10 protein-coding genes and 6 pseudogenes are annotated in these 18965 nt (G+C 47.4%); 12 read left to right on the top strand and 4 right to left on the bottom strand.

Annotation, left to right across the window (positions count from 1 at the left end; genetic code table 11):
• Nucleotides 1-159 precede the first annotated feature (159 nt).
• From GC56T3_RS20020 to GC56T3_RS12615, 5 genes and pseudogenes are all read left to right on the top strand, one after another.
• Nucleotides 160-723, top strand: a complete 564-nt coding sequence (locus tag GC56T3_RS20020; RefSeq protein WP_041468490.1) for a DUF6431 domain-containing protein — start codon at nt 160-162, stop codon at nt 721-723.
• 142 nt (nt 724-865) lie between these two features.
• Nucleotides 866-2114 (top strand): annotated as a pseudogene (locus GC56T3_RS12630) (IS481 family transposase).
• Nucleotides 2107-2907, top strand: coding sequence for an ExeA family protein (locus GC56T3_RS12625; protein WP_012820635.1), 801 nt, complete (start codon nt 2107-2109; stop codon nt 2905-2907). The pseudogene GC56T3_RS12630 and the gene GC56T3_RS12625 overlap by 8 nt, the downstream one beginning before the upstream one ends.
• Before the next feature lie 205 nt (nt 2908-3112).
• A pseudogene (locus GC56T3_RS20015) lies at nt 3113-3598 on the top strand (RHS repeat-associated core domain-containing protein); the annotation flags it as partial.
• Nucleotides 3599-3693: 95 nt separating this feature from the next.
• Nucleotides 3694-4870, top strand: a pseudogene (locus GC56T3_RS12615) (IS701 family transposase).
• A gap of 119 nt (nt 4871-4989) precedes the next feature.
• Here GC56T3_RS12615 and GC56T3_RS12610 read toward each other — a convergent pair.
• On the bottom strand, nt 4990-5232 hold the full coding sequence (locus tag GC56T3_RS12610) for a hypothetical protein (protein WP_013145820.1): 243 nt from the start codon (nt 5230-5232) through the stop codon (nt 4990-4992).
• Between the two features lie 335 nt (nt 5233-5567).
• On the opposite strand from GC56T3_RS12610, the pseudogene GC56T3_RS12605 reads away from it, so the two are divergent.
• Both GC56T3_RS12605 and GC56T3_RS12600 read left to right on the top strand, forming a co-directional pair.
• Nucleotides 5568-6099, top strand: a pseudogene (locus GC56T3_RS12605) (IS630 family transposase).
• The gene (locus GC56T3_RS12600) at nt 6096-6551 is read left to right on the top strand and encodes an IS630 family transposase (protein WP_227456652.1); all 456 of its coding nucleotides are present in this window, start codon (nt 6096-6098) and stop codon (nt 6549-6551) included. The pseudogene GC56T3_RS12605 and the gene GC56T3_RS12600 overlap by 4 nt, the downstream one beginning before the upstream one ends.
• Before the next feature lie 45 nt (nt 6552-6596).
• Here GC56T3_RS12600 and GC56T3_RS12595 read toward each other — a convergent pair whose 3' ends face one another.
• Nucleotides 6597-7886, bottom strand: a complete 1290-nt coding sequence (locus GC56T3_RS12595; RefSeq protein WP_013145819.1) for an MFS transporter — start codon at nt 7884-7886, stop codon at nt 6597-6599.
• 571 nt (nt 7887-8457) lie between these two features.
• Between GC56T3_RS12595 and GC56T3_RS12590 the strand changes: the two genes are divergently transcribed.
• The gene (locus GC56T3_RS12590) at nt 8458-10125 is read left to right on the top strand and encodes an IS1634 family transposase (protein WP_041468488.1); all 1668 of its coding nucleotides are present in this window, start codon (nt 8458-8460) and stop codon (nt 10123-10125) included.
• A gap of 108 nt (nt 10126-10233) precedes the next feature.
• Here GC56T3_RS12590 and GC56T3_RS12585 read toward each other — a convergent pair.
• Both GC56T3_RS12585 and GC56T3_RS18795 read right to left on the bottom strand, forming a co-directional pair.
• A pseudogene (locus GC56T3_RS12585) lies at nt 10234-11891 on the bottom strand (IS1634 family transposase).
• A gap of 121 nt (nt 11892-12012) precedes the next feature.
• Nucleotides 12013-13495: pseudogene (locus tag GC56T3_RS18795) on the bottom strand (transposase).
• Nucleotides 13496-13549: 54 nt separating this feature from the next.
• On the opposite strand from GC56T3_RS18795, the gene GC56T3_RS12575 reads away from it, so the two are divergent.
• The 4 genes from GC56T3_RS12575 to GC56T3_RS12560 all read left to right on the top strand — a co-directional run bounded on the left by GC56T3_RS12575 (nt 13550) and on the right by GC56T3_RS12560 (nt 18964).
• Entirely contained in the window at nt 13550-14173 is a 624-nt protein-coding gene (locus GC56T3_RS12575) for a DegT/DnrJ/EryC1/StrS aminotransferase family protein (RefSeq protein WP_193568242.1), read from the top strand.
• On the top strand, nt 14139-15473 hold the full coding sequence (locus GC56T3_RS12570) for an aspartate aminotransferase family protein (protein ID WP_013145817.1): 1335 nt from the start codon (nt 14139-14141) through the stop codon (nt 15471-15473). The genes GC56T3_RS12575 and GC56T3_RS12570 overlap by 35 nt, the downstream gene beginning before the upstream one ends.
• Nucleotides 15474-16578: 1105 nt before the next feature.
• Nucleotides 16579-17472: a GNAT family N-acetyltransferase gene (locus GC56T3_RS12565; protein WP_013145816.1), complete on the top strand. Its 894-nt coding sequence runs from the start codon at nt 16579-16581 to the stop codon at nt 17470-17472.
• 76 nt (nt 17473-17548) lie between these two features.
• The gene (locus GC56T3_RS12560; protein ID WP_013145815.1) at nt 17549-18964 is read left to right on the top strand and encodes a pyridoxal phosphate-dependent aminotransferase; all 1416 of its coding nucleotides are present in this window, start codon (nt 17549-17551) and stop codon (nt 18962-18964) included.
• Nucleotide 18965 lies beyond the last annotated feature (1 nt).

Genomic DNA, 18965 nt, shown 5'->3' with positions numbered 1-18965 from the left:
ATGAACCTAAATTATCATTTTATTTCAGCATAAAACGCCCATTTTTTTGCACATTCTTTCAGAAAGCCCTCTCCCCTTTTCTGAAGGAATGTGCTAATTTTTTTGTGAATTGTTTCGGACGAAGATTTCCATTCGTTTCAAGGAGAGGGGGGAGGAAGTGTGATCCAGTTTCACGACTTTGGCATTGACATTCAAACGTATACGGATCGTGGGAAAGGGAACGATTTTCCTGACGTGAGCCAATGCCCCCACTGTCCATCCCGCCGCCCCTTGCATCGTCACGGATACTACCAACGCTATGCGTTGACGGCAGAGGGGGAGTATCGCCTTTGGATCGCACGATATCGCTGTCAAGAGTGCCGCAAAACCGTGAGTGTGCTGCCTTCTTTCCTCCTCCCGTATGTTCAATATACACGGCCGGTCATCTGGCAAGCGGTCAAAGCATGGTTCGAAACGCCAAGGCGAGGAGCGAAGACCAAACAGGTTGTTTTTCCCACCAAGGAGGTCATCTTGTTTTATGTCCGACGATTTTTACGGAATCTTTCCCGCTTGCATCACGCGGCGGTGAGAAGGTGGGGGATCATCGGCCCTGTGGGGAACGCAAGAACAGAACGGGCGGTTTGGTGGATGCAGACCTTGGAGGGACGGGGGGTGGGCTCGATCATCCAAGACCTGTGGACAAACGAGAGGTGGCATCCGTTTGCGGATCAAATTGCTTCCTGATTTTCTACTTAACACCAAAAAACGGAGATGGTTGATGTTCCCACAAACCCTTCCTCTCGACGAATCTCGAGCCGTTTCGTAAGATAGGAGGCAGAGGGACCGGAACGGTCCAACATCACAGGGAGACAGGGAGGAGATCCGGATGGATGAATCGATGAGACACGACATCGCGCTGTTTCGGTACGGGCTGATCGCTCCGTTGGTGAATGGCCAGGTGGAGCCCAAAGCGTATTTGAATGAGGTGGGCGGGCGAGTGCATTCGATTCCTCATCAAGGGGACAAGCCCATTGCGGCGAAGACGATTCTGGATTGGTGCGCCCGATACAAAAAAGGGGGCTTCGACGCCTTGAAGCCGAAGCGCCGTTCGGACCGCGGCCGCTCCAGACGTCTGTCCCCCGATGATGAGGATCATATTCTAGCATTGAGGAAGGAACATCCCACCATGCCCGTGACCCTATTCTACGAACAACTCACCAAGCAGGGGGACATTCCCACCACCCTCTCATACTTTACTATATACCGATTGTTGAAAAAACACAACCTGGTGGGAAAAGAAATCTTGCCGATGCCGGAGCGAAAGCGTTTTGCGTATGACCAGATCAATGAGCTATGGCAAGGGGACTTATCCCATGGACCCACGATTCGCGTCCATGGGAAAGCCCAGAAAACGTTTTTGATCGCGTATATCGATGACTGCTCGCGGTTGGTGCCGTATGTATAGTTTCCCTTCGGAGAAATTTGACGGGCTGCGGATCGTCACAAAGGAAGCGGTGCTTCGTTGCGGGAAGCCGAAACGCATTTACTCGGACAACGGGAAAATTTATCGATCCGAGGTGCTGCAGTATGCGTGCGCCGAGATGGGGATTACGCTCATCCACACTCAGCCGTATGACCCGCAAAGCAAAGGGAAAATCGAACGGTTCTTCCGCACCGTACAGACGCGGTTTTATCCGCTGTTAGAGCTGAATCCGCCGAAGTCGCTTGACGAGTTGAACGAGCGTTTTTGGAAGTGGCTTGAAGAAGAGTATCATCGAAAGCCTCACGCCTCACTGGACGGAAAAACGCCGCATGAGGTGTTTCAGTCCCAAATGGAACGAGTGGTGTGGATCGAAGACATCGATTGGCTGGATGCGATTTTTCTGAAACGGGAGCACCGCAAGGTGAAAGCCGATGGCACGATCACCTTGAATAAACAGCTATACGAAGTGCCGCCTCGGTTCATTGGGCAATCGATTGAGCTCCGCTATGACGAACGAGGCGTCTATGTGTACGAAGATGGCAAACGGGTGGCGGAAGCCATTCGGGTGCGTTTGGAGGACAATGCCTATGTGAAGCGCCACCGGTCGCCGTTTGCGGCGGTTTCGGCGAAGGAGGGCGAACAGGATGTATAAAACGTTTTATTCCCTCTCGCGGGAGCCGTTTGCGAAAGAAACAGATCCGTCCGAGGCGTATCAAGGGGCGGCGTTTCAAGAAGCGCTGCGGGCGCTGGAGTACGTGAAACGAACCCGGGGGATCGGGCTGTTGATCGGAGAGCCGGGGGCGGGCAAGACGTTCGCCCTTCGGGCGCTGAAAGAGTCATTGAATCCATCATTGTATCATGTCGTCTACTTTCCGTTATCCACCGGAGGCGTGATGGATTTTTACCGTGGACTGGCCTTGGGATTAGGAGAGGAACCGAAGTACCGCAAGGTAGATCTCTTCCGCCAAATCCAGCAGGCGATCGAGCGATTGCATCATGAACGACGGATCACGCCGGTGTTCATTTTGGACGAGATGCATTTAGCAAAGGATGCCTTTTTACAAGACATCGCCATCTTGTTCAACTTTGAGATGGATTCAACCAACCCATTTGTCTTGATTTTGGCCGGGTTGCCTCATTTACAGGGGAAGCTGCGGCTCAATCAGCACCGCCCTCTCGACCAGCGGATCATCATGCGATACCGGATGGGGCCGATGGAGAAGGAAGAGGTGGCGGGCTACATCGAGCATCGAATGAAACAGGCCGGGGCGAAGCATCCGATCTTCACCCCATCGGCGTTAGAGGCGATTGCCCTGCAATCACGTGGTTGGCCCCGTGTCATCAACACGTTGGCCACGACTTGCCTGCTGTACGGGCATCAGCTGAAAAAGGACGTCATTGACGAAGAAGTGGTGCGCATGGCTGCAGAGGAAATGGGGTATTAGCACGAAAGGGGCCAAATCGGCCTCTTTTGTGCTTCCTCTTTTTCATCGATCCATCAGGCGCGCTGGAAATCTTCATCTGAAAGAGCGTGCAAATGTTCCGAAAGAATGTGCAAAATCCGCAATAATTCGCAAAAATTTTGCACATTATTTCAGAATCCGCCTGAAATAATTTGAAAAAGGGATTCTGAAATAATGTGCTAATTTACACCAATACGACCAAGAAACGGGTCTTTATTACCTGATTGCTCGGTACTACCACCCAGAGCATGGCGTGTTCCTGTCGCTCGACCCCGATCCGGGTGATGCGGATGACCCCTTGACGCAAAATGGGTATGCGTATGCGAACAACAATCCGGTGATGTTCGTGGATCCGGATGGAGAAAACAAAATTGTGCTTTGGGTTAAATTGGGATCTAAAGTTTGGCAGTGGATGTCAAATGTCATCGAAAAACAAAGATTTATTAGAGGAAAAGAAAAAACAGTTAATGATTTGGTAAAAGCCGCTAAAACTGGAAGGGTAACAAAAGGGAGAACCATTCAATATGAGTTATCTGGCGGAATGAATCAAGCAGTGAAGGATTTCTACTCGCTCAGACCGAAAATTATGAAGGATACATCTGATCTCAAAGTAGGCATTTTGGAAGATGGGAGAACAGTTATTGTAAGAACTGTAGATGAGCAAATTCACTAACATAAATTGACAATCAAACAAAAAAGGAGACATGAACCCGACTCCTTGGGTAAAATAGATGTGCTCACAACTACCCACAAGGAGGTTCATGTCTCATGAATAGATTAGCACATCACCAAGGAATCGACAAGTTTTTCTTCACGTTGGGGTTGACGCTGCAGCTTTCCAAACCGGTCATCAAGCATCTCATTCATATTGTCGATGCCTTGACCACCAAGGGATTCTCGGGAACATTGGCTGATATTCATCACTGGAGCTTTCATCCGAATCATCGAACGACGCTCAGTCACTTTTTCACGAAAAGCCCTTGGAACGAGGAAAGGTTGCTTGGAAAGCTTCAAGAGTGGATCCTCCGCCGAATCGAGCGAAAGAATCAGCCTCTTTTTGTCTCGATTGATGATACGATTTGCCAAAAAAACGAAGCCTTCGTCACGGGCCACGCACGCCATCGAAGGGTGCGACTGGCACTACTCGCATAAAGATCATCAATCGGTTTGGGGGCATTCGCTCGTTTGGCTGATGGTGCACACTTTCACGCAAGCGTTTCCGTTCGGGTTTCGTCTGTATGACAAGGCGGCGGGAAGGAGCAAAATCGACCTGGCGATCGAGATGCTTTCCTCGATCAAGGTGAAGCTGACTCAGCCGGTGTATGTGTTGATGGACTCTTGGTATCCGTCCAAAACGCTCATCGAAGCCTGCTTGAGCAAGGGATTTCATGTCATCGCGATGCTCAAGACGAACCGGATTCTCTACCCGAAAGGCGTCGCGGTCCAAGCCAAGCAGTTCGCCCGCTATATCGAGCCAAAAGACACCCGCCTCGTCACGGTGGGTCAGGAGCGTTACCGCGTGTATCGCTATGAGGGGGCCATCCATGGCCTCGATGACGCGGTGGTGCTGCTGGCTTGGAAGGCGGATCAGCCGATGACGCCGGAACATCTCCATTGTGTCTTGAGCACTGACCGGGGGCTCGGGGACGAAGACATCTTGCGTTACTACGCCCAGCGCTGGACGATCGAATGCTTTTTCCGGCAGGCGAAAGATCAACTGAAGCTGGATGGATACCGGGTCCGCCACGTTCGGGCGGTGAAACGGTATTGGGCGGTGGTGCTCTTGGCCTCTGTGTACAGCATCGCCGAATCCCAACAAAACCTTTCCGCTGGACTGGAGCTTCTTCGATCGCGGAAAGGCCATAGCGTCATAGAGTTCATTTATGACGCCGCAAAGCAAGATATTCCCATTGATGTGATCAAAAAACAGCTCCGTGTCGCGTAAGGGGTACCCTGTTTGTCTCTCTAACCATGGAAATTATTGTAATGAAAAATGCTCATCTACAGTTAATTATTCATATTCAGGCGCTCTCGAAATAGCTGCTCTCTTCTTTAAATCCTTGTTTAACCTCTAATTTTGTGGAATGTAACCTTTTTTCCAAGTTCGACTTTACTTACTTGCCAACCATAGTCCATCCAGCCTTTTGCTTGGCTGTTGCCGTAGTGGTTTGCCCACCATTCCCGATATTTTCTTGCAGAAGGCGGTAATTTGAATCCGAGAATGCTTTCCATTTCGTCTATAGTGAGTGTGAGAGCTGAAACGCCTTGTTTTTCGAGATATGCTCCTAATGGTTGATATATAGTCATTTTTCTCTCTCCTCTCCCATTTTACTTTATCCTATAACATACAGCTTCAAGGTGACAAGTAAACGGAGATTGGGAGTATAGAAAAAATAATAAAATTCTAAAAATAACGATGCAACGGAGAATGGAAGGATTAAAACAATATCTTGTTGAATTAGGCTTGAGGAAATGCTTGTTGCAAATTAAGGGTAAAAAGAGGTGTCAAACCATGTCAGTTCATTTAATTACCAATGATTTATTATATACATGCTCATTAAAAGATTAACCTTCGTATAACCAGTGCACACTCCGGTTATCCTGTTCCTAAGGAAACCAATGGAAAAGGAGCAGGATCATTCATGAAACGTCTGCGCATCACCAACGATCACGGATGGACGCCACGAACGCTTCGCAAACAGGAACGGAAAATCAAAAACGCCCTCCTTCGCCAACGGGTGATGGCCGTTCGCCTGGTCATGGAAGGTTATGTAGGCAAAGAGGCGGCCTCCATGGTCAACGTGTGTCGACAAACGGTGTCCCATTATGTCTCACTGTTCAACGAAGGGGGGCTCGACCTCTTGCTTCACCCGAGATTTCGCCCCCGGACGCGAGCCGTTTCTCACGGAAGAACAGCAGAAAGAGATCAAGCGGCTCGTGCTCACCACGACTCCCGCCGAACTGGGGTGGGATGTGGCTTCGGCGTGGAACACCAAACTTCTGCAGTCCTATGTGGAAAAGCACTTCGGCGTTTCCATTTCCCGTGAAGCGCTGCGAAAACTCCTGCACCGTCAAGGTCTGTCATGGACTCGCCCGACGTACACACTGGCGAAAGGAAATCCGGATGAGCAAAAGCAATTTGAAAAACAAATGGATCTGATAAAAAAAACTTGATCACCAAGGAGACAGAAGATGCTGTTCTTCTGTACATCGATGAAACGCATATCCGCTCTTATCATGTGTTGCGATCCACTTGGTCCGAGACTGGCTGTCAAAAACGAGTGCCGACATTCGGCCATCATGCCCACGTATCGCTGTTTGGCGCGGTCAACATCCACGATGGCGAAACGGTGCTTCATCAAACGACCGCTGCCAATGCCGCGACGTTCTTGGATTTCTTGAGAATGTTCAAAGAGCGCTATCCAGACCGTCTCATGGTCTTGGTGTTGGATCACGCCCGCATTCACCACGCCAAAATGGCCAAGGAGTTTTTGCGGGAAGAAGGGCAGTGTTTTCACTTTATTTACCTTCCTCCGTATTCTCCGCAACTGAACCCGATCGAACGCTTATGGAAATGGTTGAAAGATATGGTGATTGCCAAGCTCTGTAAAAGAATCTACTTCTAGTTGATTTTGATAATCTCCAATCTTTATACTACTTTTTGTAACTGTTCATTTTCCATAACTCTCACCTGAAGGACTAATTGATTTCTCTTTTTGTGTGCTTCGAACAATGCCCGGAATGAAAATTCCTGTCATGATCAGGGAAATAATAGAAATTACGACTAAGGTAAAAGATAAAGATAGATGGGAAATAATCCAACCTGCTAAAAATGAACCTAAAGCCATCCCGCCTACAGTCAAGGCATCAACTGCTGAGTAAACTCTACCTGCATTACTGTCGTTCGTAACCTGCTGAATCATTGTCCATAACGGAGCATCAGCAATGTTCGCAAAAATACCCATTAGGGTTACAGATCCATATACTACTAAAGTAGCGATGAGTAGACTAAAACTATAGATAGAACTAATGGAGCAAAGAAGAACAGACAAACTCAGTCCTATAACACCAATTATTGCAGATGTTCCTAGTCGTTTGCTTCCAATCCAAGCACCAATGAATACACCCAGTACCGAACCAGCTCCTACTGCAGAATTTAGATAACCAATTCCTGCATCTCCTTGCTGTAGTAATTTGGATAGTTCAGGGATGAATATCCATGTGGCTCCTACTACTAAATGCGAGGTAATAAGAAAAAAAGTAATTGAACGTGCTTTCGAAACTCTTATAACAAAGGATAACCCTTCTGTAATCTCTCTAAATTTAGTTGTATAACTGTTAGTCACATCTTTCTTAGCGCCCTCAATCTTATTTAGACTACTTGGTAGAGCTAAACTACATAATAGACTTAACAGAAAGGAAATTCCATTAATTAGAAATGTCCAACTCACTCCCCCCATTTTCATAGCTAGTCCAGCTATAACTGGAGCAATTGTTAAAGACGTAGTTCCAATTATATTAGTTAGAGCATTTAATGATAAAAGAAATTCTTTTTCCACTAATTTTGGAATTACCACTAATCTAGCAGAGCGATTAATTAGACCAAATATGACAACTAATAAAATAAGAGTAATATACAGCGAAATAGAATTTATTTGTTGAATTGAGAGGAAACTTAAGATAAACATCAGTATCCCATTTAGAAGATCTGTAATTAGCATCAGTGATTTTCTGGGAAAACGATCCGCGATGTAGCCAGTAAACGGAGAAAAAACAATATACATACATTGCCGAATAATAATGAACGCTGTCATGGCTAAAGCACCAGCTGTATTGTATAGCAACGCTGACATACCGACGAAATAAATCCAATCTCCAATATTAGACAAAAAAGAAGCAATCAGCAGGGGGCGAGACCCAGGTGAGAAAAAGGAAATCTTAAAATCCTTAAAAAAATTCATACTAAATCCTCCTAGGTATTAAGAACATAATCTCTTTAAATCAATCCACAAATGACTTAGATCTTGGTATCCCCTTCTCTTGATTTCACACAAGAAATCATCCATATTTTTTACGTTCCACTGTCTCATTAAGAAAGTTACGCATTCCTTTAAATTTCGTTTCTTTAACCTATCAATATGAAGTCCTGCCTTTAACTTTTCATAATTCCGATCAAATAGACCATTTCTTTTCAACTCTGATATAATTGGCTCTGTCCACAATATCCCTGGTTCTTGTTTTAAAGCTCACATTTCGCACCCTAACAAGGTCAAAACAAAGGATTTTTTATTTCGTTTTTCAGAATAACTTTTTGACCAACACAACGAGCGATGGCAATCCTTTTTTTTACCATCGCTAGTCGTTCCCGAGTTCGACAGTTTTGAGGTCATTTTAGGCAAATGGAAATGACCAAAATGCTGTTATATCAAGGGTTTCGTAATGCGGATCCTAGGAAAAAACGCCGAATTTCATAGGCACACGATTTATTAATTTTTTCTTTTAAAAATAAAGTTTATACGTTATAATATAGGCATGTACATACGACGAGTCACACGCAAAAACAAGGATGGAACAACCGTTGCTTATCTCCAGCTTGCTCACAATGAATGGGATCCAAAGGCCAAATATGCGAAAGCGAAGGTGATTTATTCGTTCGGGCGCGAAGACGAGGTGGATCGCGCCGTCCTGGAACGTCTGGCCAAAAGCATTTCGCGATTCCTTTCTCCTGAGCAGGCTTGGGAAGTCGAAACGTTGACAGGAGAAGCTTCCGATGACTTTCAATTCCAGTCATGCAAACACCTCGGCGGCGTTTGGCTCTTGGATCAGCTCTGGAGACAACTGGGGTTGGGAGAGATTCTCCACTCCTTGTTTACCTCCCGACATCACCAGATTTCGCTGGAACGGCTGATTTTTGCCATGGTGGCCAATCGCGCCCTTCATCCGTCAAGCAAGTTGGCGATGGAGGAGTGGGTGGAGAAAGACGTGTATATCCCTCACCTTCCTCAAGCCGCCAGCCACCAGTTGTACCGGGCGATGGATGAACTGCTGGCCGTGCAGCCGGAATTGGAACGTCAAGTGTTCCATGCCGTGGCCGATTTATTGAATTTGGAAGTCGACTTGATTTACTTCGATACGACTTCGTCGTACTTCGAAGTGGATCCCTCTGAAACACCGGAAGGAGAATCGCTTCGAAAACAAGGATTCTCGAAAGACAAACGCCCAGACTTGGTTCAAATCGTCATTGGGCTGGCTGTCACCCGGGAAGGAATCCCGATTCGCGCTTGGGTATGGCCTGGCAATACCATGGACATGACGGTCATCAAACAGGTGAAACAAGACTTGATTGGCTGGAAGCTTGGACGTGTGATCAGCGTCATGGACCGCGGCTTTTCCTCTGAAGAGAATTTGCGAATCTTGCAACAGGCCGGGGGACACTACATTGTCGGCGAAAAAATGCGATCCGGCAAAGCCGCCGTCGAAGAGGCCTTAAGCCGTCGCGGACGTTATCATGAAGTGGACGAGAATTTGCACATCAAAGAAATCATCGTCGGCGACGGAGAAGCGCGTCAGCGCTATGTTCTCGTGTACAATCCCAGCGAAGCCGAACGCCAACGCAAGGAGCGGGAAACGCTGCTCGAATCGCTGAAAGAGGAGTTAGAAGGGCTTCGCCAACTCCCATACGAAGCCCATCATAAGGCGACCTGCCGGTTGCGTTCCCATCCGTCCTACGGAAAATACTTGCGCCAGTTGAAGGACGGAACCCTTCGCATCGACAAGCAAGCGGTTCGTGACGCGGAAAAGTACGACGGCAAATATCTCATCCGGACATCCGATGACACCTTGTCTGCCGAAGATGTCGCCATCGGGTATAAGCAGCTGGTGGATATTGAGCAGGCCTTCCGAACATTGAAGTCTACATTGGAATTGCGACCTATGTATCATCGCTTGGAAGACCGCATTCGGGCGCATGTGCTACTCAGTTGGCTTGCTCTCTTGTTAGTTCGGATCGTGGAGATCCGAACCCATGAATCGTGGCCGAAAGTAAGGGATGAATGTGAGCGTCTTATGCTTGGACATTTTTCTTCCAAAAACGGCGACCTTTATCAACGAACCGAACTGACGGCCAAACAGGCTCAATTCTTTGCGGCTCTAGGGCTGGAGCCTCCTCCGAAGATCCTAGGCATCCATCCTCGCGCCTAGATACACGCCCAAAGTGTGCCCAAATGTCTCTCGTCCCTTTTTGCCTCAAGGGGCGAGAGGCATTTTGTTTGCCTAGTGACTGTCGAACTCGGGTCGTTCTGTATCATGTTAGACGTAGATGCTCTCATCCATGCCCAATCCCTGCAGAATCCTTCGCTGATCCGGGTTGAGGGAGCGATCCAGTGCGCGTTGGATGCGCCCGTCTGGCAGCTCCAGCAGGATGACGTTCACATATCGAAACAGCTGAAAAATCACCTGTCCCGTTGGCCGGGTCAGCTTGCGGCCTCCAGCGCCTTTTAACGGGCGTTCTGGTGTGATGAACTGACGCACCCGGCGCTGAAAAACGCGGTAAATCGCCAAGGCCAAGAGAAATAGATAGCCCAATACGGCGACCCGTTCTGGTTTTTGACATCAATCTCATCCGTGAAAAACGGATCTTTCAGAAACGCGAAGTTCATTTCCACCGAGATTTGCCCTTTATACAGCTTCAAGATCTCTTGGGCATCCATTTGTTGGCCCTTCCATTCCTTCGGAACGGTCGTGACGAGGACAAACCGGGACGCTTTCCGTCTTGCCTGTTCCCATGCCGGTTGGTCGAATTCGACGTTTAGGCGAAGGGTGTACAGCGTCTCCGTCTCGGGTTCCGCCCCTTTTTTCGGCCGTCCGCGCCGTTTTTTCGGACGCACGATCTCTTCGACCGCGGCCTCCACTCGATGAAACCGAGGGCGAAGGGACGCCTTGAGGGACGTCAAGGCTTGTTCGGCGTCTTCGCGGCAGGAGAAGGGGTGGCGCTCCCAACGGACTTGTTCCTCACGAAGAAGCTCCGCTTCTTTGACCCGCTCTTTTTCGAGCGTCTTTCCTTTGCGCTGGTCGAGCGCGCTCGATTCAACGACGATCAGCCGAACCGGGTGGCCTTCATAGGTCGCGGCCGTTTCCCATACCCGATGCGTGGCGCCGTTTCTCTCCGCCAGGGTAAAGGGTTCGCTCCACGGGATGTGAGGCGAATCGGCCTCCGCTAATGCCCGTTTCACGATTCGAAGCGACGAAGGGCCTCTGGTGATCAAAAAGGCTCGGGCGGCTTTTGTCTGCGCCAAGGTGTCTTTCGTCATCGCGGCGGAATCGGCCACGTAAATCCATTCGTCGTCGATCTTGGCTTGTTTGAACTGTTCGTGGATCCGCGACAGCACCTCAGGATTCCACGCCTTATCCGATAGATTGCCGTCATGCACATCGCCGTAAAACGGGATGCCGTCCTCGTTGCCGACCAGCCCGAAGCCGATCTGTTTTTGCCAACGGTGATGGCGGTTATAGCCATGTGTGATCTGCAAAGCCTCCAACGAGGCCGATTCATACGCTCCGTAAACCGTCTTGTCCGTCGTATCAGCGTGAAAGGCTCGGAGGGAAAGGCCTTCTTTGCGATAAATGTGAATCAAGCAAGTGCTGATGACCTTGTGAATATCGGCCTCATACAAGCGGTCGAGATGACGGGCCAAGGCATCGTCGTTCAACCAGGAAGGCTGGAGACCGGGACGGATGAGTTTCTCCAGATCGATCTCCTGAGCCCATCGTTCTAAGTGAACCAGGGCTTGCCGGCCGTCAAATAGATTGTAAAGGATGGCTTGAACGGCATCGCTGACTCGCGTTTGGCATTGTGGATCGACGGGCACAAGATGGTCAATCAAGTGGGGGAGGTCGAGTTTTTTGACTAGAACACTTATTATATTCAAATAACCATTACGATAGACCCTTTTGACTTTCACATTCATGAGAGAAAAACTCCTTTACGTTCCTTGTGTGTCAAGGATTCATTCGACATCGGAATGAAAAAATCCTCCCGATTTTCGTCGGGAGGGTGCGAAATGTGAGATTTATGGAAGAGAGAAAGCTCTAAAAGGCCGGTGAATTAATGGGGCATAGACTTCCCTCATGTCGAATTTTGGAGACCATTCTCCCCGCCATTTGGCGCCAAAGGACGGGAAGACGAGCAGGACTTCCTGCTCCCAATTCCGTTTTTGCGAACGCCAAAGATCCGGTCCCCCCTTGTTTTTTTCGAAACCGGCACAATCGCTTCAGATTTTGCACGACGGCGGTCAACAGCGCCTGTTCTTCCATGGCGTAAAGGCCCCGGCTTCGGGCCCGGTCCAGCCCATGACATTCCTTCCCTTCGGCGAACACATGCTCACAACGCGTGCGAAGGGCTTGAATCGATCGATAACCGCCCTGTTGCTGAATGAGCCTCGCTTGGTTGCGAATCTGAACGTCTCGGACTTTCGCCTGGCGTTGTGCTTCCTGAGCGGGATCCTTCGCCCGGCGCTTCCAGGTTGGAATCTCCTCCATCTCCTTGCGGCGCAGCGACACGAGCGGCGTGATGCCTTGGACGAAGAGCGCTTTCAAATACTCCGTGGTGCCATACGCTTTGTCCGCGGACAAGGTCCGAATCGTGATCGACGGGTGGCGAAACCGAATCGAAGCCAGCTGCTCCAAACTCGTCTCCCGTTCCGCCGTTCCGGTGGCGAGGCTGGCCCGTCTGGACAAAATCACGCGCGACCGGACGTCGATGACGTCGTGCACCAGATACCGAGGATACGCTTCCTGGCCTTTGCCTTTCTTGTACAACCGGGCATCCGGATCCGTCACGCTTCGATGGGTCCGGTTGGAAAACGTGGTTCCACGGAAGTTTCCTCGTTCTTCGGCATGGACGCGTTCCCCTGATGGGGGAGACGGAGAAGGCGGGTCGTCATCGGGATCCCGGTCCGCCTCCGGGGACTCGGTCTGTTCATCTTCCCGGGCGGTGCGGGCGAGGTAGTCCTCCAACGTTTCCACCGGAGCGAGCTTGACTTCCCGCAAGCTGTGGATCGAAGCATTCGCCCGCACTTGGGTGCCATCGGCCGCCGCATGCACATCCGGCGAGACCAGACCCGCCGCGATGCACTGATCCACCACGTAGGTCATCAGCCGATCAAAGATTCCGTGTTGGCGCCAGCGTTTCCGTGTTTTGACGAGCGTCGTTCGATCCGGCAGTGTGGGGTGATGAGGATCCGGATGGAGCACGGATTCAAAGTCGAGACCGCAAAACCACAAGTATCCGGCATGCATGGGGAGGATCTCATACAACTCCCGCTCGGAGTGGTCGAACAAATACGAGAGCAGCATCAGGCGAAGCAGCCGTTCCGGATCCGCCGCTGGACGACCCGTTTTTTCCGTGTACAGGGGAGCCACCCAATCGTGAATGACGGAAAAGTCAACCGCTTCGTTGATTTGGCGCAGGATATGATGTGGGGGAATCAGGTCCTCCATGTCGATGACTTGAAACAGCCGAGGCTGAGTCGAAGGGTTTTTGGGGGGCTTTCATGATCCGCTCACGCTCCATTCCAACGATTTTTCTTCCTTTTTCGACATAAGCTCCCTAAATCCCTGCCTTAGAGTGTACTTTTTCACCGGCCTTCTAGGTGCTTGTGGAGATGGAGGGATTATAGTCACTGATAATGAAGATCTTGCGCAACAATGTCAGTTATTGCGAAACCACGGGCTTCGTACGCGTGATGAGTGTGTCTTATTCGGGCATAACTCTCGTCTTGATGCTTTGCAAGCAGTAATTCTAAATACAAAGCTTAAGAAGTTGAATAAATGGACACTTCGGCGGCGTCAAATTGCCCAATACTACCACGAAGCATTTACAGATCTGCCACTTGAACTTCCAATTGAACGTGAAGGAGAGTATGCTGTCTATCATGCCTATGTGATTCGGACTGTCATGAGAGACAAACTTTGTGAGTTTTTAATAAAAAACGGTATTGATTGCAAAATTCATTATCCCATTCCAATTCACAAGCAGGAAGCATTTATTCAAAAGTATGGAGAAGTTAACTTGCCGGAAACTGAGAGGCAATCAAGGCAAATTCTATCACTACCGGTTTCGCATGTCTTATCTGACGATCAGGTTGAATTTACAGTCGAGGTAGTGAGAAAGTTTTTTAAATCAAGAAACGAATGTAAAAACGGAGGGGTAAAATATGAATCTGGAAATGCAGTTGAAGCAACGAGCTAATCAGGTTTTGGCTGGAGGGGTATCATCCTCATGGAATAATTTTCCTATATTTGGTGCGACGTACATTAAAAAGGCAAGGGGAGCTTATTTGTATGACGTTAATGACCAACGTTGGTTAGATTTTTGTATGGGATGGGGTTCATTATTTCTTGGTCATGACTCTCCTATTATTGCTGAAACGATGAAACAAGCCCAAGAGATTGGTTTAGGATTTCAATATGAAACCGAGTTCCATGTAAAACTTGCCGAGCTGATTGTTCAGGTCATTCCTGGAGCCGAAAAGGTACGGTTAACGAACACTGGGACCGAGGCTACGCTGTTTGCTACCCGCATTGCTCGTGCTGCCACAAGAAAACGAAAGATACTTAAGTTTGAGGGACATTTTCACGGAGTGAATGATTACTTGCTTTTCTCTACTGATTCCTCACCAAGATTAGGACGGATTACAGACGGTGGTGAGTTTGAACCAGTTCCTGGATCGAGTGGAATCCCAAGCGGTATTGAAGATCTAGTTATTACAATTCCTTTCAATGACATAGAAACGTTCATTCACACTGTTAAGCGACATAAAAATGATTTGGCTGCGGTCATTATGGAACCAGTGGTACTCGCATCTATGGTAATATTGCCTGATAACGACTTTATTCAGACAGTCAGACAAATCTGTACAGAACATGGAATCGTCTTAATTTTTGATGAGGTTATGACGGGGATCAGACTTGGACTTGGGGGTGCTCAGGAATACCTTGGGGTAATCCCTGATCTTGCAACTTATAGCAAAATACTGGGCTGTGGTTTTCCCATCGCTGCGTTGGCCGGACGTAAAGATCTGATGGAACATCTTTCACCAACAGGACGAGCAGAAGCTAGTGGTACTAATACGGGGCGTGTACTTAGTGTACTTGGGGCTTATAAGGTGCTTTCCTATTTGAAAGACCATCCTGAAGTGTATGCACACGTCCGGGAACTCAACTATTTGTTGGTAAACGGTATTAGGGAACTCTTCCTCCGGTATGGTGTTAAGGGGTACGTGGAAGGGATAGGCGGTCGTATTTCAATTCACTTCGGTACGGAAAAACGTCTTCGAAATTACCGGCAGGTTGTTGAAACTTGGAATAAAAACTACCACTTGAAGTGCTATCAGAAAGCGTTCGAGAAAAAACTATATGCATTTTTATTACCTCTTGGTCCATGCCCGGAACCTATATCTCTGTCATATGCCCACCAAAAGGCTGATGTAGAGGAAACATTAAACATTTTCGAGTCAATTTTGCGATGTATTCCATATGAAAGTCAATGACGTCAGTTGACCATAGGAGTAAGAGAGCTAGGATTAGATTTTTTTGCGTCAACCTTGTTTATATTAACGAATGGTTTTGAAAAGCCGGAAAGTTTAAATTGGATATGACCGGCCCTGTGTATCTCTTTATACCGTGTGGCCGGCATGGCCATCTACTCTTACGTGCATTTCCTCTAGAAGGACGGTGAAAAACGGTTGTCACGAGCAAATCAGCGGCATTTCGCCAAAAAAGAAGGCTGATTTCGCAAGGTTTTTCTAATTGAGAAATAGCTGGAACTAGCAGCATTTTGTACTAAATCACCAGCCTCCTAGAAAGTTGGTGAAAAACAGCGGATTCGCTCGGTCGGTGAGAAATCACCTAGAATGAAAACAAGGTGTTGCAAAGCTTCTTAATTTGAGAAATACTGCTGTAAAGCTTTACATTCGTTAAATCACCGACCTTCTAGAAGACTGGTGATTTAGTGAAAAGTCGCGGAAAACGGACTTTCTTCTCAAATGGGGAAGTCCTGTAACATCAACGCTTCTCTTTCAGCCGAAAACAGCGGGTTCGGGGAAATCGGTCGTTTTTCACCAGTCCTCTAGGAGTCTGCCCGACGAAACCATTTTGGAGGATATTGATGCAAAATAGTGAAATAAACGAACGTTCAAATTGTATAAAATAGGAAATTTTGCATAAATATTCGCCGGCTTCAATCCATCGGACAGACTCCTAGGATGTGTCTGGTAATTTCAGTAGTAATATTTTAATAACCTGAATCCATGATAAAGACGCGTTTAAACTGCCAAGAAAACTTGATAAACCAACAAATATTGTACTAAGGGTTCTTCACCTAATAGGTGAACATTCGGAATTGAGTTGATACTTTGGCATGATTGGGTTTTCCGACATTTTTGATACACTTCTGTCACGGATTCAGGTTAATAAAAGCCTCTTGCAAATCCTGTTTTGTAACTGGATATTTACACATCACGGGTTAACTAAATTCTGAACAGATAATGTATAGCGAAGTATTTCAATGATAGAGATCTGGTTGAAATTTGACTAACCAGATCCTTCGAATATTACTTAAATGAGTTGAATCCATATAAATATGGGGGTATTACAATGATTAAAGTCCGATTTATGACTGAGTCCGATATACCTGTGGTTCTTGATTTAATTGCAGAATATAACCCAGAATCCCTTTCTTCCGTAGAGGTGCATTTTCGTTCGTACTTTAGTGAGCAGATGCCGACTGGTTGTGGCATTTTGGTTGCTGAACTTAACGGGTGTATACTCGGATTCGTCAGTTTCCGTCCAGCACTTCAACATCAGCAACTTTATTGGGCAGAATGGTTATATATGGATAAGGGAGATTACCGCCAAGAAGTTGGCCTAACTCTGTTGCAACATTTAAAACATGAGCTAAGGAAGATTGGAGCACGTCAATGTTTTGTCAACATGGTAAAGCCCTGGGACCAGCCAAAAGACATCCCGTTTAGCATTACACTCTTGCCCCAGGACATTATGCCGAAACCCAAACTCGTTACTTTGGAAATGATGGCTGAAAAGGCAGATGAGCTTCGGGAACAAGGAAAGAGGGTGGTACTTTGTCACGGCACATTTGATCTGTTGCATATCGGACATTATTATCATTTCTTGCAGGCAAAGCAACATGGGGACCATTTGTTTGTTACTGTCACAGCTGACAAATTTGTTAATAAGGGTCCTGATCGTCCAGTGTTTACACACCATCTTCGAACCGTGTTTATTGCCGGGCTTGAAATTGTGGATTACGTTGCAGTCAACAATGCTTCTTCTGCTTGCAATGTTATACAAAGCGTTCGACCACACGTATTTTTCAAGGGACCTGACTACAAGCATCGGGACGAAAGAACGAATCCAAATATCTTTCTCGAGGAGCAAGTAGCTCGTTCAGTAGGGACAGAGGTTATTTTTTCTGAAGAGTTTACGGATTCGTCAACGCGGTTGTTGAACTTGGTTATGCAACGTGCATAAAAGTTTCCTTCCTGTGTTTTCACCAACCATCTGTATTGGAATCAAGCGCGACATTGTAGAAGGAGGAATCGATAACATGGATAAGTCTTTTGGGGATTTAAGGGAGATATCTGATAAAGAGGGTGCTCTTGGTAAGCCAATTCGAACAATTTCTTGGAAGGATACTCTGTATTTTGAATTAGATCATTTGTTTTTTGGTGATGAACAAGGCACTGTTGCCAAAGAATTGTGTGAACTCTCCTCGGGAACTAACTTGTTGCGTCCCCAATCCGTTTTTTTGGATAGTTTAGATCGTGATGCAATAAATTGGAGTAATTTGAACCGCTACTCAGGACCTCTTGGTGATAATCTGTTGCGAATGGCAACACAAATATACGAGGAAACACTTAAAGGGGGACCGCTCGACAAGGTAGAGTGCGCCATGACCGCTGGAGCTGCAGAAGGATTGCGTCTCGTATTTCAATATCTATCCTATAAGGGAGCTCGCCGTGTTCTAGTGCTTGGGCCACAGTATTCCATTGTTTTTCAAAATATAACTTTGGCAGGACTTGAGTTTCAAGAACTGTTTGGAGATCCTAATCATGGGTTTCTCCCCAGTGTTGAGGTAATACGAGACGCCATCAGACGAACTGGTGCAGATGTGATTTTTATGACGCAACCCAATAACCCTTCAGGTACTCAGTATAGCGAGGAAGAGCTCGGTAGGATTGTGGATGAAGCCAAAGCAACAGGTGCCTGGGTTGTCTTTGAAAAGATCGGCTCCGATATTGCACTTGGAAGTAGCGCGTTTCAAAACTTTAGTTCTGTGTTTGAAAAATATGATGCTTGGGACAGCGTATTTGTCGTGGACAGTTTTTCCAAGCGAAGGCCTGTGAGCGGTTTCCGGCTAGGGTACGTACTTGCGGCACCGTCATTTCTCGAATTTGTGGTCGAGCGGCGATTCGGGGATTGCCCACCCTTAGTGGCCAGAGATGGTTTCTTGCGGGATTTGCTCTACTCCGCAGCCATACATGTTCGAACATTGGGAAGAGAGAACGATTCCATGAATTACTTGCGTTCAGTAATCAACAGTATGCCTGTCGACATTAAGGATGAGATTCTCGCTGTAGCACAAAATGAATTGCATCGTCATGAACAGGAGCTTCGTGAGATGTATAACACTATTTGGGAAAACCGCGAGTTCCTATTTAGTACTATGCGGAACTATCTTATTGGATATACAGCTCTGGACGATGGCAGTAATTTCTTGGCTTCTTTTCGTGTTCCGCAACATTTGTCTGACGAACGAACTTTTGCTGTGAAGTTATTTGAACAAGAACGATTAGCCTCCTATCCTCTGGGATGCTTTACTGCGGATCCAGAAATCGCAAGAAAGTTCTCGAAAAACGGCCAGATTTGGCTACGCATTTCTTGTGGGATCGAACCCAAAATATTTAAAGAAATTGTTTTTCGTCTTTGTCGTTTTCTTGAGAAGTCGGCTTTGACTAAATGAT

It is taken from the genome of Geobacillus sp. C56-T3 (assembly GCF_000092445.1).
In the GTDB taxonomy this organism is placed as follows: Bacteria; Bacillota; Bacilli; order Bacillales; family Anoxybacillaceae; genus Geobacillus; species Geobacillus thermoleovorans.
This window is presented reverse-complemented; position numbering and strand designations above follow the sequence as displayed.

What these genes read in the sequence shown, in the direction of transcription:
- GC56T3_RS12560 (WP_013145815.1), top strand. Translation starts at nt 17,549, where the DNA reads ATGGATAAGTCTTTTGGGGATTTAAGGGAGATATCTGATAAAGAGGGT.
- GC56T3_RS12570 (WP_013145817.1), top strand. Translation starts at nt 14,139, where the DNA reads ATGAATCTGGAAATGCAGTTGAAGCAACGAGCTAATCAGGTTTTGGCT.
- GC56T3_RS12610 (WP_013145820.1), bottom strand. Translation starts at nt 5,232, where the DNA reads ATGACTATATATCAACCATTAGGAGCATATCTCGAAAAACAAGGCGTT.
- GC56T3_RS12595 (WP_013145819.1), bottom strand. Translation starts at nt 7,886, where the DNA reads ATGAATTTTTTTAAGGATTTTAAGATTTCCTTTTTCTCACCTGGGTCT.
- GC56T3_RS12625 (WP_012820635.1), top strand. Translation starts at nt 2,107, where the DNA reads ATGTATAAAACGTTTTATTCCCTCTCGCGGGAGCCGTTTGCGAAAGAA.
- GC56T3_RS12565 (WP_013145816.1), top strand. Translation starts at nt 16,579, where the DNA reads ATGATTAAAGTCCGATTTATGACTGAGTCCGATATACCTGTGGTTCTT.
- GC56T3_RS12590 (WP_041468488.1), top strand. Translation starts at nt 8,458, where the DNA reads ATGTACATACGACGAGTCACACGCAAAAACAAGGATGGAACAACCGTT.